Source organism: Acinetobacter thutiue, from assembly GCF_030385805.1.
GTDB lineage: Bacteria > Pseudomonadota > Gammaproteobacteria > Pseudomonadales > Moraxellaceae > Acinetobacter > Acinetobacter corruptisaponis.
In genome coordinates, this window is sequence record NZ_JAUDZE010000007.1 from 141,735 (window position 1) to 157,453 (window position 15,719).

11 protein-coding genes and 2 pseudogenes are annotated in these 15,719 nt (G+C 46.1%); 7 read left to right on the forward strand and 6 right to left on the reverse strand.

Features of this window, described 5'->3' with window-relative positions; genetic code table 11:
- Positions 1 to 39 precede the first annotated feature (39 nt).
- The 5 genes from parC to QTA56_RS13930 form a co-directional block, all read right to left on the reverse strand.
- On the reverse strand, positions 40 to 2,259 hold the full coding sequence (gene parC / locus QTA56_RS13910) for a DNA topoisomerase IV subunit A (protein ID WP_267981606.1): 2,220 nt from the start codon (positions 2,257 to 2,259) through the stop codon (positions 40 to 42).
- Between the two features lie 152 nt (positions 2,260 to 2,411).
- On the reverse strand, positions 2,412 to 2,966 hold the full coding sequence (locus tag QTA56_RS13915) for a hypothetical protein (RefSeq protein ID WP_267981607.1): 555 nt from the start codon (positions 2,964 to 2,966) through the stop codon (positions 2,412 to 2,414).
- Complete coding sequence (locus tag QTA56_RS13920) at positions 2,956 to 3,600, reverse strand: trimeric intracellular cation channel family protein (RefSeq protein WP_267981608.1); 645 nt, start codon at positions 3,598 to 3,600, stop codon at positions 2,956 to 2,958. Before QTA56_RS13920 ends, QTA56_RS13915 begins: the two co-directional genes overlap by 11 nt.
- Before the next feature lie 52 nt (positions 3,601 to 3,652).
- The gene (locus tag QTA56_RS13925) at positions 3,653 to 4,123 is read right to left on the reverse strand and encodes a YchJ family protein (RefSeq protein ID WP_267981609.1); all 471 of its coding nucleotides are present in this window, start codon (positions 4,121 to 4,123) and stop codon (positions 3,653 to 3,655) included.
- 81 nt (positions 4,124 to 4,204) lie between these two features.
- On the reverse strand, positions 4,205 to 5,788 hold the full coding sequence (locus QTA56_RS13930; protein ID WP_267981610.1) for a TerC family protein: 1,584 nt from the start codon (positions 5,786 to 5,788) through the stop codon (positions 4,205 to 4,207).
- 325 nt (positions 5,789 to 6,113) lie between these two features.
- Between QTA56_RS13930 and QTA56_RS13935 the strand changes: the two genes are divergently transcribed.
- The gene (locus QTA56_RS13935) at positions 6,114 to 6,734 is read left to right on the forward strand and encodes an LOG family protein (RefSeq protein WP_267981611.1); all 621 of its coding nucleotides are present in this window, start codon (positions 6,114 to 6,116) and stop codon (positions 6,732 to 6,734) included.
- A 39-nt stretch (positions 6,735 to 6,773) separates the two neighbouring features.
- Here QTA56_RS13935 and QTA56_RS13940 read toward each other — a convergent pair whose 3' ends face one another.
- The gene (locus QTA56_RS13940) at positions 6,774 to 8,798 is read right to left on the reverse strand and encodes a choice-of-anchor I family protein (protein ID WP_267981612.1); all 2,025 of its coding nucleotides are present in this window, start codon (positions 8,796 to 8,798) and stop codon (positions 6,774 to 6,776) included.
- 163 nt (positions 8,799 to 8,961) lie between these two features.
- Here QTA56_RS13940 and mdtD point away from each other — a divergent pair, with 163 nt between their 5' ends.
- From mdtD to creC, 6 genes and pseudogenes are all read left to right on the forward strand, one after another.
- On the forward strand, positions 8,962 to 10,350 hold the full coding sequence (mdtD, locus tag QTA56_RS13945) for a multidrug transporter subunit MdtD (RefSeq protein WP_267981613.1): 1,389 nt from the start codon (positions 8,962 to 8,964) through the stop codon (positions 10,348 to 10,350).
- A gap of 53 nt (positions 10,351 to 10,403) precedes the next feature.
- Positions 10,404 to 11,372 (forward strand): annotated as a pseudogene (locus QTA56_RS13950) (hypothetical protein).
- An 11-nt stretch (positions 11,373 to 11,383) separates the two neighbouring features.
- Entirely contained in the window at positions 11,384 to 12,145 is a 762-nt protein-coding gene (locus QTA56_RS13955; RefSeq protein ID WP_267981614.1) for a glycoside hydrolase family 25 protein, read from the forward strand.
- Between the two features lies 1 nt (position 12,146).
- Positions 12,147 to 13,206: pseudogene (gene dinB, locus QTA56_RS13960) on the forward strand (DNA polymerase IV).
- A 299-nt stretch (positions 13,207 to 13,505) separates the two neighbouring features.
- A complete protein-coding gene (creB, locus tag QTA56_RS13965; RefSeq protein ID WP_267981631.1) occupies positions 13,506 to 14,225 on the forward strand; it encodes a two-component system response regulator CreB in 720 nt (239 codons plus the stop codon).
- Between the two features lie 14 nt (positions 14,226 to 14,239).
- A complete protein-coding gene (gene creC, locus QTA56_RS13970) occupies positions 14,240 to 15,706 on the forward strand; it encodes a two-component system sensor histidine kinase CreC (RefSeq protein ID WP_267981615.1) in 1,467 nt (488 codons plus the stop codon).
- Positions 15,707 to 15,719 lie beyond the last annotated feature (13 nt).

The following is a 15,719-nucleotide window of genomic DNA, read 5'->3' on the forward strand; positions in this document are numbered from 1 at the left end:
TTGTCATATATAACGTATTTGTATTACAGAATACTAGCCTTATCTCTGAATGAAGAGTCTATTTGCTTTTTGGTATCCCCGTGGTAAAAGTTGCCCCTTTGTTGCTCTTTTTCCTATATATTTTTGGAGATCATCCCCTTTCAGTTTTAAGTGCTGTTGTCCTGCAGCGACTTGGATTATTTCATCTAACGTCAGGGTTGTCATGGATAAAATCTGCTCTTTTTCCTCAAGTTGTATCAACTTGTTACCTTTTCCTTTGTTCAGGACAGGCAGTTCGGCCAAGTCAATAATCAGTAAACGGCCTGATGAACTCAGGATTGCAGCATGGGTGGCCTGCTGAATTGGAAGCAATGGCAAGGCAGTCGCCTTGTCTGCAACAGTTAAGAATGCTTTACCTGCCTTTGCGTTGGTATCCAACTGTGCGGCCTGGGTTTTAAAGCCATAGCCATTTGAACTGACGGCAAGCAGCTCACTGTTATCATCCTCAATAAAGACCTGAATAAAGGATACGCCGCTTGCTGGCGCAAGTTTGGAACTCAGGGGTTCGCCCAAACCACGTGCCGATGGCAAACTGCTGATTGGCAAGGCATAGCTACGCCCTGTCTCATCAAGGAAATACACCCGTTGATTGGTTTTACCGACTGCGTGGCTCAAGTACTGGTCACCTGCACGATAATTCAGGTTGGCCGCATCAACTTCCGCACCTTTGGCGGCACGTACCCACCCAGCCTCAGACAACACCACCGTCACGGTTTCGGCAGGCATTAGGTCCTGTTCCTTAATCTGGACGGCATCCGCACGCGCAACGATTGGCGAACGTCGGTCATCACCAAACTTTTTCGCATCTTCTTTCAGTTCATTGATAATCAGGCTTTTCAATGATTCTGGATTTGCCAGTTGTTCACGGATAATGGCTGCCTTTGCCTCCAACTCCTCCTGCTCACGGCGGATTTCCATTTCTTCAAGCTTGGCCAAATGACGAAGCTTGAGTTCCAGAATGGCTTCGGCCTGAATGTCATCAATACCAAAATGCTGCATCAACACAGGTTTCGGCTGGTCTTCCTCACGGATGATGCGAATCACGGTATCAATATCCAAATAGGCAATCAAAAGACCTGCCAGGATATGCAAACGTTTTTCAATTTTATTTAAATGGTACTGCAAACGGCGGGTGACGGTTTGCTTACGAATCTCAATCCATTCCAATAAAATACGGCGAATCGATTTCACCTGCGGACGACCATCGGCCCCAATCATGTTGAGGTTAACGCGATAGCTGGATTCTAGATCAGTCGTCGCAAATAAATGACTCATCACCGTTTCCGCATCAACACGATTGGAACGCAATACAATGACTAAACGCGTTGGATTTCGGTGATCCGACTCATCACGAATATCTGCGACCAGAGGTAACTTCTTCGCAATCATCTGGTCAGCAATTTGAGTCACAACTTTAGAGCCTGAAACCTGATATGGAAGCTCCGTAATCACGATTTCATTTTTTTCTACCGTATACACCGCACGTGCCCGATAGCTACCTCGCCCTGTGGTTTGAATTTTAAGCAATTCTTCAGGTGATGTAATGATTTCAGCTTTGGTCGGTAAATCTGGTGCAGGAATATATTCCGCCAGTTTTTCATCGGTGGTTTCAGGGTTACGAATCAGCGCAATCGTCCCTTTCACCACCTCACGTAAATTATGTGGTGGAATATCGGTTGCCATACCCACTGCAATACCCGTCGTACCATTCAAGAGAATATTGGGAATACGAGCGGGTAAAGTGATTGGTTCTTTCATCGAACCATCAAAGTTGTCCTGCCATTCACTAGTGCCCTGTCCCAACTCGCTCAGCAACAGTTCACTGTAGGCAGAAAGTTTGGCTTCGGTATAACGCATTGCCGCAAATGATTTTGGATCATCAGGTGAACCCCAGTTGCCCTGTCCTTCAATTAGTGGATAGCGATAGCTGAATGGCTGTGCCATCAACACCATCGCCTCATAACAGGCAGAGTCACCATGCGGATGATATTTACCCAGTACATCACCTACGGTACGTGCGGACTTCTTTGGCTTGCCTGTTGACTTCAAGCCCAGCTCGCTCATGGCATAAACAATACGGCGCTGTACGGGTTTCAGACCATCACTGATATGGGGCAATGCACGATCCATAATCACGTACATGGCATAGTTGAGGTAAGCTTGTTCTGTGAATTCGGCTACGGAGCGGTTTTCTGTTGCATGATGTGCAAGGCTGGTCATGTCAGCAAGTCATCCAAAATCATTGTAATCGTCAATGCCTTGTATGCTATGTGGATGAAAGCATTGTGACAAGTCTTTGTTGTTGTTTATGCGTCAAGTGGTGTCTTCCTAAAAGAATGAATGGCGAAAGAAATTTTTAACCAGAAACTATCTTATTGCAGACTCTCTCTGAGTAAATTTATTCTATTCTCCTCAAGATTCAAAATTTGCAAGGCAACAAGCTCATCATCATTAAAACCAAAGCCAAAATTACTATCTTTTACGTAATCAATTGCACTTTCCAAAGGCAAGAATGTAACCTCAACATAATTTTTCCCAATAAATAATCGCAATTCGCTAGAAAGTTTATCTATAAAAATATTAGAAAAATTTTCTGTATTTACCATCCAGAATGAAACATCAAAAATTGGTAAGTAGGTTTTTTTGGACTCGTTATAAAATAAATCTTTATGATTTTCTATCAGATCTTGCCTACTAAAACTCACCAGAGTAATCGTTGATAACTCGCCTGTTTTTAATAATCCTATTTCAACCAAAGAGTTCTGACCATTGCCACCTCTCCAATATAAATCTGGAGACTTTTCATTAAAACAAATGGAAAACGGAATATAACCATCAATTTCTACTGAGTGACAGCAATAGGTACTTATATCAACTCTTTTCAACATCTTGTTTTCGCTATTGAGGGAATTTTTATCAATGCTCATCCGTTGAAGATGCAGACTCGGCATCATCTTCCTTATAAATAAATTTTGGCATTTCCAGACCAAAATAAATTGCAATCACGCGCAAGGTAAAACCAAACACCAATGTAAAAATTACGGTAAGGTCATGTGGCAGCCCAATTTCCAGACAGACCCAATAACAAATCACCGCAACAAAGGAAATACTGGCATACAGCTCACGACGGAACACCAACGGCACATCATTACACAGGATATCGCGCAAAATACCCCCCGATACCCCTGTTAATACCCCTGCAACGGCAGAAACCACAAAACCATGCCCCATCGACAAGGCAATTTGACAGCCAATGATGGTGAAACCAATTAATCCCATGGCATCAAGCAATAAGAACACACTGCGTAAATGCTTCATCCATTTGGCAATAATAATGGTGACAAATGCTGCACAGCAGGTTAAAACCAGATATTCAGGATGCTTGACCCAGGTTAGGGGATAATGTCCCAGCAACACATCACGCACGGAGCCACCACCCAGTGCAGTGACACAGGCAATCAGCACCACACCGAACCAGTCCATACTCCGTCGCCCTGCCGAAAGTGCACCTGTCATGGCTTCCGCAGTGATGGCAATTATATAAATCACGGTGAGCAACATCTGCCTACATCCTTAAATCAGGCATAAAAGTGTGCGCTATTTTAAGTCAAACTTAGATGAATTGCGCACAGCATTGCTTAAATTTTTTCCCCGTGCCACAGATACAGGGTTGTTTCATGGTGATCTGCATATCCAGCGTTGGATCAAGAAAATACCAGTGTTGCTGATGCAACACAAAATGTGAAATCTCATGATGAACGTGTTGCTGTTTTCCATCATGGTAATGGGCCTTGAATTCTACCAAGGCATGGCTTTTATCAAGCTTGGGCTGGTGTTCTACCACTTCCAGTTTCAGCCACTGATTCGCCTTGCTCCAATCCGCAATTGCGGCGCGGTCTAAAAAAGCCTGCTGTCCCAACGCCGTGGTTTCCAGAAGGTAGTCAATCTGCTGCAAGGCAAAGGCGCTATAGCGTGAACGCATCAACTGTTCGGCAGTTTGGGCCGTTTTCTGTTTCAAATGTAAGGGCTGGCAGCACGCTACATATTGCCCCTGTCCACATGGACAGTTTTCTAAGGAGGTCATTTTCAACTCTCAAATAAAAATAGCCCTGAGAAAATCTTGTACAACAAGATCAAACTCAAAGGCTATTGAGGTGGAAACTAATTACTTCTCTGCTTGTTTCTCTTCCGCGATGATACGCACTTTCTCAATCTTGTGCCCATCCATGGTCACCACTTCAAAGCGGTAGCCATCTGCTTCAACCGTCTCACCATTTTCAGGTAAACGGCCCAAATGGAACAAAAGATAACCAGACAGGGTTGAGTATTCCTCACTTTCATCTACCAGGTCTTTACCCAGCAGCAATGAAACATGGCGAATATCGGTTGAACCCTCCAATATCATGGAACCATCTTCAAGACTTTCCGCTGCCGCTTCAAGTTCGTCCTCATCAGGGAATTCACCTGCAATCGCTTCCAGGACGTCAATTGGTGTGGCAATGCCCTCAATCGAACCATATTCATTCAGTACGATTGCCATTTGTAACGGTGCCTGACGCAGTTGCTCCATCACCATCAACACCTGTGCATTTTCATGCACAATCACAGGTTCACGCAGATGTTTACTGAAATCAATCGTTCCTGTTTCAATGTATTCATTGAGAATTTTATGGGTCAGTACCACACCCTCAATATTATCCAGCTCACCCCGTGCAATGATCAGGCGTGAATGGGTCATTGCCATCAAACGTTCTTTCAATTCGGCTGGGTCAGCCTCAAGGTCCAGCCATTCCAGTTCAGGACGTGGTGTCATCACCGATTTTACAGGACGCTCAGACAGGCCCAATACGCCCTGTACCAGTACGCTGTGATAAACGCCATTGTCCTCATCAAACACTTCCTTGGCGTAGGCCTGTGTCGCCAACACATCTTCAGACTCGTTGTTCTGCCCCTCACCACCATTGCCTTTACTGCCAAGCATACGTAAAACAGCCGATGCGGTGCGGTAGCGTAAATCCGTGGTGGTGACCAGTTTCTCCTGATTGCGGCGCATGGTTTGGTTGACCATTTCGACCAGCACAGAGAAACCAATCGCCGCATAGAGGTAGCCTTTCGGAATATGGAAACCGAAGCCCTCCACCACCAGTGAGAAACCAATCATCATCAGGAAACCAAGACACAGGATCACCACGGTTGGATGCTTATTGACGAAATCCATCAACGGGCGTGACGCCAGCAGCATGATACCAATTGCAATGGTCACCGCGATCATCATGATGGAAAGCTCTTTCACCATCCCCACGGCGGTAATCACGCTGTCAAGTGAGAATACGGCATCCAGCACCACGATCTGCACCACCACCATCCAGAACGCGGCATGGACAGGGTTTTCCTCTTTTAATGCCTGCTTGCCCTCAATCCGTTCATGCAACTCCATGGTTCCCTTAAACAACAGGAACACACCACCGAACAACAGGATGAGGTCTCGACCTGAGAAAGCATGGTCAAATATATGAAATAGTGGTTCGGTTAGGGTCACCACCCATGCAATGGATGCAAGCAGCACCAGACGCATCAGCAATGCGAGGACCAATCCCACCCTACGGGCGGCGTTACGTTGGTGCGGTGGTAGTTTCTCTGCCAAAATGGCAATAAAGACCAGGTTATCAATACCCAGTACAATTTCAAGTACAACCAATGTCGCCAGGCCAACCCATGCAGAGGGGTCGGACATCCATTCCAGAATCATTGAGCTGACTCCTCTGCAAAATTGGCAGTGTTATGATGAAATTTAAAATCTAAAAGATCGGCACAGGTAGCCAAAACATTTTTTATAGGAAAAAAGAACAAAGCGGAGCGACAACAACCACTACTCATAGAGGTACATAGATTAATAAAAGGATTTTCAGTATAGGCAAGATTGCGGTGGAATTCATCATTTTTATAGGGATGATCTGGGTAATTTTTTTCTAAAGTTTACAGAGTACCCTGTATGGAAAGTGTGCATCAAACTGTCATAAAAGTCATTTAACCTAGACAACGACAGTGAAAATGATAAGGTAAAAATAAACTGAATGAATAGTATTGTAAAAATGACTGACAACAACGAAACATCTCCCATCAAAACCACCCAATCCCTGATTGCCTTATATTGCGGTTCCCGTGCAGGCAATAAACCCATTTACCGTGACACAGCCATTGAACTAGCCCAGCATATTGCCACCCAGGGTTTCGGAATCGTCTATGGCGGGGCCAGCATTGGCCTGATGGGTCAGGTTGCCGACACCGTGCTCGAGCATGGCGGTGAAGTGGTTGGGGTGATTCCCGAATTTATGCTGGATTATGAGATTGCACACGGTCAGCTAACCGAACTACATATCGTCAAGAGCATGCATGAACGCAAGGCCTTGATGGCGGAACGTGCCAGCGCCTTTATCGCCCTGCCAGGCGGATTGGGAACGTTTGAGGAGATTCTGGAAATCGCCACCTGGGGGCAGCTCAACCAGCACCAGAAACCGATGATTATCTATAACGTCAACCGTTTTTATGATGCGCTGATTGCCCAGCTTGACCATGCCGTTGATGAGGGCTTTTTACCGCCACAGCATCGCGCCAAACTGATTATTTGTGAAAATCCTGAGCAGATTTCCAATGTCATCAAAAATCTGAATAGTCCTGAACATATCAGGGTTTAAAAAGAACATAAAAAAGCGGATCATCTGATCCGCTTTTTTTTACTGTGTATTGACCTGATAGATCGCGGTTGAACCACTGACTTCATTACCAACGATCAACATTGGTTTGCCATTTGGTGAATCTTTAGCAGCAATAAAGATCAATCCCTCTGGGCCTAGATCACCATGTGCAGACAAGTTCTTTGATGGATCAGCTTCATCCCAGATTTCACGAGTATTTAAATAATCCTGAAAAATCGGTTGTTTTGGCTGGGTCACATCAAAGACCATCACCCCACCCATACGCTCAAGGCCTAAGAACAGGAATTGTTTATTGCCAATTTTACCAATGGTCAGACCTTCTGGTTCTGGGCCTTTGTTACTGCTGCGTCCACCCAGTGTATTGCCTTTTTCGTGGTTGCTGTTAAACCAGTCCTTACATGGAATCTTGCGATCTTTGCCTAATTTACATTGATCACTATTCAGGTATTGTTCAATAAAGTCGCCTGAGTCATAGGCAATCTTGACCTGATTCTGCGTATCCCAAATCGAGAATGAACGTCCACCCAATACATATAACGCGTCATACATCAAATAGTCAGTGAGTGGATTACCATTGACCCCGATTTTATCGCCTGCTTTGGAGTAGTACACAGGTTTACCATTTTCAGTTTGATAGCCTTGTGTCCATGTCACTTTTAAACGCCCCAACTGTTTATCATCACGGCAATCGCCTGCATCGCCCTTAGTTGCGCCACAATAGCCAAACACTGTTGGGTTCAAATGCGCACCTGCGGCGAGGTCACGTAAATGCGCAGGTAAATCATCGGCACAACGGCGGTCAAAACCATCTTTATGCACAAGATGCTTCACACGCCATTCTTCAACAAAGCCTTTGCTGTTGTCGTTATCACAACGTTTTAATTTATTTTTCTCTAAATCTTTTGGCTTGGTCAAACCAAAATATTCTACGGTCGTCTCACCCCATGCACGCGAGTCGCCCTCATTGGCAGAAACCAAATAGGTTTTATTATCCGCTGCGGTATATGCAGCAATACTATCTGGCTGATACATGCCTTTCAGGCCCGACCATGCCTTGATCAGAATATCCTGTACGGTTTTCTTGCCATCAAAATCGCTCACATCCAATCCATTACTTGAATTTTTGCTGCTATCCAGCATGGATTTAAATGAGCTATCCGTTAAACCATGATCTTTCAGTCCCAATGCCTCAATCGAAGTCACGGTTGCTGTGGCAATATCAATCACTGCAATCGCATTATTTTCCTGTAGGCTTGCCCAGGCAGTTTTGCCATCACTGGAAACCGCAATATATTCTGGCTCTAAATCCTGGGCAACGCTGGCGTTCGGTCCATAAATACGCACGCCTTTGGCAAGCAATGCTTCTTTTTGGTTATTAAATGCCTTGAAATCTGCTGTTTTCACGCTTGGTTTATGAATGTCACTGACATTAATCACACTGATTGAACCCTCTGGGTCAACTTGGTAATCATCCGACGGCTCACCCTCATTGGCAACCAATACCGTTTGACCATCTGGGCTAAAGGTCAACATATCAGGCAATGCCCCCACAGGCACATAGCTTAGACGGCTTAAATGACTTGCCTGATAAAAAGCGACAAAACCTGTATCGGTTTTCTTGCCTGCCTCAATGGCAATCGCAATAATTCCCTGACGAATACTGACACTATTCACGGTTGCACCCGCAGCAATATCCGTTACAGTCAGCGATTTGAGCAACACAGGCTGAGCTGGATTGGATAAATCAAGTACGTCCAATGCACCTGCTTTGGCATTGACAATGAACGCACGTTTCGTTGCAGGATCATAGGCTGGAATTTCCGCAGCACTGACACCAAACGCACCCGCCTCATAACGCCCCAACAAGCTGAGTTGAATACGCTCTGGCGTTGCTTCAACCTCTGGCTTAGGTTCAGGCTTCGGCTCAACCACTTCTGGTTTTGGCTGCACCTCTTCCTTAGGCAAGATGTCCTGATCATCTTCACAACCAACCATCCCCACCGACAGCAGTGCCGTCAATAAAACTGAAATCTTAAATTTCATCATCAACTTCCATACATTTCTTTTGTACGGCTAAGCTAATGCCTTGAGATTCAAGTTGGATGACAGTTTCATGTCAATTCCATGACGGCTCCTTGACAATTTAAGCCTTTATTTTCATCAGGGTTGCCTTAAACTAAGCTAAAACCTTTATTCATGATATTGCATGTCCACAACCACCCATCAAGCCGTACAGCCTGAATTTCGACTGCTGGTGTTACTGGTTTCCATTGGCTTTTTTATGCAGGCGCTGGACACCACCATTGTCAACACCGCAATTCCAGGCATGGCGGCCCAGCTCAATGAAAATCCCTTGCAGATGCATGGGGTGATCGTGGCCTACGTGCTGTCTGTGGCGGCCTGCATTCCATTGAGTGGCTGGCTGGCCGACCGCTTTGGGATTCGCAATGTCTACCTTGCCTCAATGGTGATTTTTAGCCTTGCCTCACTGGGCTGTGGGTTATCGCAGAACCTGAATCAACTGCTGTTTTTTCGGGTGATTCAGGGTATTGGGGGCGCATTGCTGATGCCCGTGGGACGTTTGGCATTGCTGAAAATCATTCCGCGCTCGCAGTTCCTTTCCGCCATGAGTTTAATGAGCCTTGCAGGCCTGATTGGCCCGTTAATGGGACCCACGCTGGGCGGCTGGCTGGTTGAGGTGGCGACATGGCACTGGATTTTCCTGATCAACCTGCCGATGGGTGTACTTGGCATGATCATGACCCTGAAAGTCATGCCCAACCAAACCGAACCGACGGTAAAACCCTTTGATTTAAGTGGTTTCATCCTGTTGATGATCGCAATGGTTGGGCTGTCGTTGGGTATTGAAAATATTGCGGCACCCCAATATTCCCGCCTTGTCAGCATTAGCCTGCTGGTGATGGGAACCATTGCCACCATTGGCTATGCCTATCATGCGCATAGTCATCAAAATGCGCTGTTTCATGGCCGTCTGTTTCGCTACAAAATTTTTTCGATTGGGGTTTTGGGCAATTTCTTTGCGCGTCTGGGCAGTAACGCCATTCCCTTTATTTTACCGCTGATGCTACAGGTGGCTTTTGGTTTTGAACCGTTCTTCACAGGTTTAATGATGATTCCACTGGTATTGGGCTCATTATTTTCCAAGCCAATTATCCGTCCTTTGATCCAGCGTGTTGGCTATCGTCGTTTTCTATTGACCAATACCGTTCTGGTTGGATTATGTATCGCCAGTTTCGCCCTAATGACAGCAGCAACCCCTCTATGGCTTAAAGTGCTGCACCTGTTTATCTTTGGTACACTGAATTCGCTGCAATTTGTCGGGATGAACACCCTGACTCTGAAAGACCTGCCGCAACAGGATGCCAGCAGTGGCAACAGTTTCCTTTCCATGATCATGATGCTGTCAATGAGTATCGGAGTGGCGTTGGCAGGAACCTTGATTAATGTTTTTGGTCAGCATTTTTCAAGCGCTTCCCTCACCACCGCATTCCATGCCACATTGATGACACTGGGCTGTATCAACCTGATCACTGCATTGGTGTTTTGGCAAATTCCCAAAGAAATGGCAGACTAGACTGAACCAAGAAAAATCTCCCAAATTGAATGACAAGAATAAGGACAGCATCAATGATTGTTCCCCAGCATTGGGCCGAGGCCAAAATAAAAACCAGAATTGCAGCACGCCAGTTCACCATCAAGCGCTTTGGCTGGTCAGATCATAGTGTTGCGGAGGCACAGGTCCATGCCGAACAAAGACTTGCTGAAGCGCTCGAAAAGCTTAAGACGGGAGAAAACATCCGAAAAATCGACCATAAGGTTCCCTACAACGGCGCAGATGGCTTGCCGATCCGTGAAGAGATCATCTCCCAGCATGATGATGTGGTGATCACACGAAATTCTTATGGAGCCTTATGCCTGAATACACCTGATGTGCTGTTTGCCGATATTGATTTTGACCATGCCCCACGCTTTAGTTTATATCTTATTGCTTTTATAGCATTATTCCTTATATCAACCGCAGTCGCTGTTTACCTTACCTCATGGATAGTGTTTGTCATGGGATTTCTAATCGCATTAATACTCGGCAGCCTATTTGCCAGACTGCTATTTCAGGTACAAAGTCGGTTTACAGGTACGCCTGAGCAACATTCCCTAAAACTGATCAGGACTTTCTCTCAACAACATCCCTCATGGCACCTACGCGTTTACCGTACCCCGAAAGGATTGCGTGTTTTGGTGATGCACCAAACTTTCGACCCGCAGAGTGATGAAACCCTGTTGCTGTTTAATGCCATTCATACCGATCCCAACTACGTGCGAATGTGTAAAAACCAGAATTGTTTTCGGGCCAGAATCAGTCCAAAGCCCTAGAGAATCGGAGTGGAACGTTTACGTCTAGGCGTATGGCCTATCAGTGCGGAACGTCTGCCCATTCGCGAAAACTGGGTTCGGGATTATCAAAAACGTGCTGAAAACTTTGCTTCCTGTAAATTTGTGGAACAATTCGGTAGCCAGGTGACCCATGCCAAGGCGAAACGGGTACAATCCCTACATGACCAATACTGCAAAGCAACTTCCAGTTTAGACCTCGCGTAATAGCTGACAACATGGCAAAGAAACCTGCGAAACATCCACTCTCCCGATATTATCCAACCTATGCCAGTGTTGGCTTGGCTGTCATGCTTGGTGTGGTGAGCTATTTCGGCCTGTTCCATCAGCAGAAAGCCTCTGCGCAGGACTACGCCATTCGTGGCTTTGATGTTTCGCACCATCAGGGTGAGATTAACTGGAAAAAGATCTCTCCAGTGCAGTACCAGTTTGTTTATCTAAAAGCCACCGAGGGTGGCGACTTTAAAGATCGAAACTTTCAGGAGAACTGGCTTAAGGCACGCGAACAGGGCCTGCATGTCGGTGCCTACCACTTCTACCGTTTATGTCGGGATGGCAAGGTGCAGGCGGAAAACTTTATCGCCACCGTACCCAACAAAGCGGATGCCCTGCCACCCGTGATTGACCTTGAATATGATAGCAACTGCATCAACACCTTTACCAAGGAGCAGTTACTCAGGGAAATTCAGGTCATGCACGACCAGCTACAGCAGCATTATGGCAAGCAGCCCATTTTCTATATTTCCAAGAGCTTTTACCATATTGTGCTGATGGGCAGCTTCGTTAATACACCGCTCTGGGTACGTGATTATCAGGAACAGCCCAAACTGAAAGATGGACGACAATGGCTGTTTTGGCAACATACCCAGAATGGCAAAATTGATGGCATTAATAAACCTGTCGATTTAAATGTTTATGCCGACTCTCCCAAACAGTGGCGAATATTTTTAAAACAACAAGGCATTCAGGATGGCAAATGAGCTGCGCAAGATCATCCATATCGACATGGATGCTTTCTATGCCTCAGTTGAGTTAAGGGAACGTCCCGAGCTCAGGGATTTGCCTGTGGTAGTGAGTGGCCTTTCATCATACCCGTGGTGTGGTTGCCGCCGCCTCCTACCCTGCCCGTGTCTTTGGCCTGCGTTCTGCCATGTCGATGGGGCAGGCACGAAAACTTTGTCCACAGGTGATTGTGCTTGAACCGAACTTTGAGAAATACCGAGAGGTGTCTGCACAAATCCACCAGATTTTTCAGCAATATACCCCACTGATTGAACCTCTGTCACTGGATGAGGCCTATCTAGATGTGACCGAGAACCTAAAAAACATCCCCAGCGCCACCGAGGTTGCAACACAGATCCGTGCCGATATTCTGGCAGCCACTGGACTGACCGCTTCCGCAGGCGTTGCCCCGAATAAGTTTCTGGCAAAAATTGCATCGGACTGGAACAAGCCCAATGGCCTGTTTGTGATCAAGCCCTCACAGGTACTCAGCTTTATTCAGGATTTGCCCGTCAGTAAAATTCACGGTGTCGGCAAGGTGACCCAGCACAAGCTACATCAACTCAATCTGCATACCTTGGGTCAACTGCAACAAATTGAGGAAAAGGTGCTGATTCACCATTTTGGCAAATATGGCAAACAGCTCTATCTATATGCCCAAGGCATTGACCACCGCCCTGTCAAGGCTGAACGGGAACGGCAGCAAATTTCCAAGGAGATCACCTTTGATGATGATTACACCCTTGATCAATGCAGCCATACATGGCAGCCATTGACGGAACAGGTCTGGCGTAGCCTCAATAAGAAGCAATTGGCAGCCCGTGGTGTCAACGTCAAGTTGAAGTTAAAGAATTTTCAGGTTTTACAGCACAGTAAAAGCTTTAAACAGCCGCTGCAATCGCAGCAGGACCTGTGGCAGGTGGTGTCGCAGTTGCTGAATGAAATGCATATTGAACCCAGTTTACAGTTTCGTCTGGTTGGCGTGGGCGTTTATCAATTACAGCAAGCCCAGCAGGAACCCCAGCTTTGCTTGTGGTAATGGCGTTTTTTTACCCAAAAGCATGGTTTCTGTTTAAATTTATGTTTGCTTTTTATGCACTTTTCAGTACTCTAGGCAGCGCAATCACATTATCCATGTGATTTGCTGATGCTAAAGAAATCCTCACTTTTAGCATCTGCTCCTGTGGTTGGCGTGACGATCAAATCCGAATATTACAGGGCGCTTCTGGTGTCCTTTCTCAATTTCCCCGCCCATAAAATTTTCAGGATTGCACTTTTCTCCCTGCCGTGTTCAGCTAAACTGTATCCATACCATTAGAATATCTTGAATGATCAATCATCATGAATCAAAAACAAATTCTATGTGTGGAAGATGAATCCGCCATTGTTTTACCCTTGCGCTATGCACTTGAACGTGAGGGCTGGCAGGTCAGTTGGGCCAATACGGGGACTCAGGCACTGCAACTGCTTTCACAGCAGGGTTTTGATTTTATTATTCTGGATGTGGGCCTACCTGATATCAATGGCTTTGAGGTATGCAAGCAACTGCGCCAGAAGTATCAGACCCCTTTACTCTTTTTAACGGCACGTGATGACGAAATTGACCGTGTGGTGGGTCTGGAAATTGGCGCGGATGACTATTGCAGCAAGCCCTTTAGCGCGCGTGAGATTGTGGCAAGGATTAAGGCGATCTGGCGCAGAATGGAAGCCCAAACCACGGTCGTTGCTCCAATCCCATCGTCACCACGAACAGCAGAATCCCTGCTTCAGTCCTCAGTATGGTCATGCTTTCCACAGTCGCTGCAAATCCAGTATCACGGACAAATCCTACAGCTCACCCGTTATGAATATCGCCTGTTGTTTTTGCTGATTCAGCATCCTGAACAAGTGTTTAGCCGTCAGCAATTGATGGATCATATCTGGGAGCATCCTGAGCATAGTCTGGAACGGACGGTTGATACCCATATCAAGAGTTTAAGGCAAAAGCTAAAACAGGTCAGGCCTGATGATGAACCTATTCGAACCCATCGGGGCTTTGGTTATAGTTTAAAAAAATAATAATGGAATAAGCAATGTCCATCTTTATCCGTATCTGGTTTTTCTTTAGTCTGGTGGTTATCCTCAGTCTAGGCTTTATTGCCTATACTCTGACCCAGCAGGTCAAACCCAATGTACGGCAAGTGGTTGAAGATACACTGGCTGAAAACGCCAACATCATTGCACAACTGGTTGCGGAGGATGTCACCCAGCATCAGGTCAATACTCCCAAGTTCGACCAGAAAATACAGGCGGCGCTGTCACGCCAACTGAATGCCACCATCTGGCAGCATAAAAAGAACCAAATCAACCAGCAGCTTTATATTACTGACCAAAATGGGATTGTGATTTACGATTCTGAACACCAAGCCATTGGACAGGACTATTCCAAATGGAATGATGTCTATTTGACCCTGCGTGGCAAATATGGCGCACGTTCCACAGCCATCTATCCCTATGACCGAAATAGCAGCGTCATGTATATTGCCGCACCGATTATCCATCAACAGCAACTCATCGGTGTGGTGAGTATCGGCAAACCAAACCAGTCGGTACAGCCTTATATTGAGCGTGCGGAACAACAACTGGTTTATCAGGCGTTGTGGATTGCGGCGCTCAGTTTATTACTGGCAAGTATTGTCGCCTACTGGCTAAGGCATAGCATTGATAAGGTACGGCGTTATGCCCAAGCCCTTGCACCTGTTAATCAAGCACCTTTTTTCTACTCCGCCAAAGAGCTGAATCAGGTGACTCAGGCATTAAGCGATATGCGGGAAAAACTGGAAGACCGTGCCTATGTTGAAAACTATGTCAACACACTCACCCATGAACTTAAAAGCCCATTGACTGCAATTCAAGCCAGTGCCGAACTGTTGCAAGATGATCTGCCACTGACAGACCAGCAGCAGTTTGCCACCCATATTGTGCAGCAAAGCCAGCGCCTGCAATCCCTGATTGAGCGGATGCTGTTACTGACGCGTCTGGAAAAAAACCAGCATGTTCTAGAATTCCAGACCCTTGACCTGAATGCCCTGATTCAACAATGTGTTCAACAGCAACATAGCGCCCTGCAACTCAAGCAGGTTCAGCTACAACTTGATCTACCTCCACAATGCGGCGTATATGCCGATGCCTTTTGGCTCAAACAGGCACTCAACAACCTACTGGATAATGCGCGAGACTTCTGCCCAACGCAGGGACTAATTGCATTGCAACTTAAAGCAGACCCTGCCCAGCGTCATCTGCAAATTTTGTTATTTAATGAGGGCGAGGCGATTCCCGAATACGCTTTGGGCCGTGTTTTTGAAACCTACTTTTCCCTGCCGCGTCCCCACAATCAGCAACGTAGCACAGGCATTGGACTTAGTATTGTGCAGCAGATTGTTCAGCAGCACCACGGAGAGATTCATATCCAGAATATTGCCGAGAACACCCTAGATTTCCTGAAAAATCATGCATCTGGTGTACTGGTCAGCATCACACTTCACACAAACTTCACTTAAGCTTCAAGCCCAG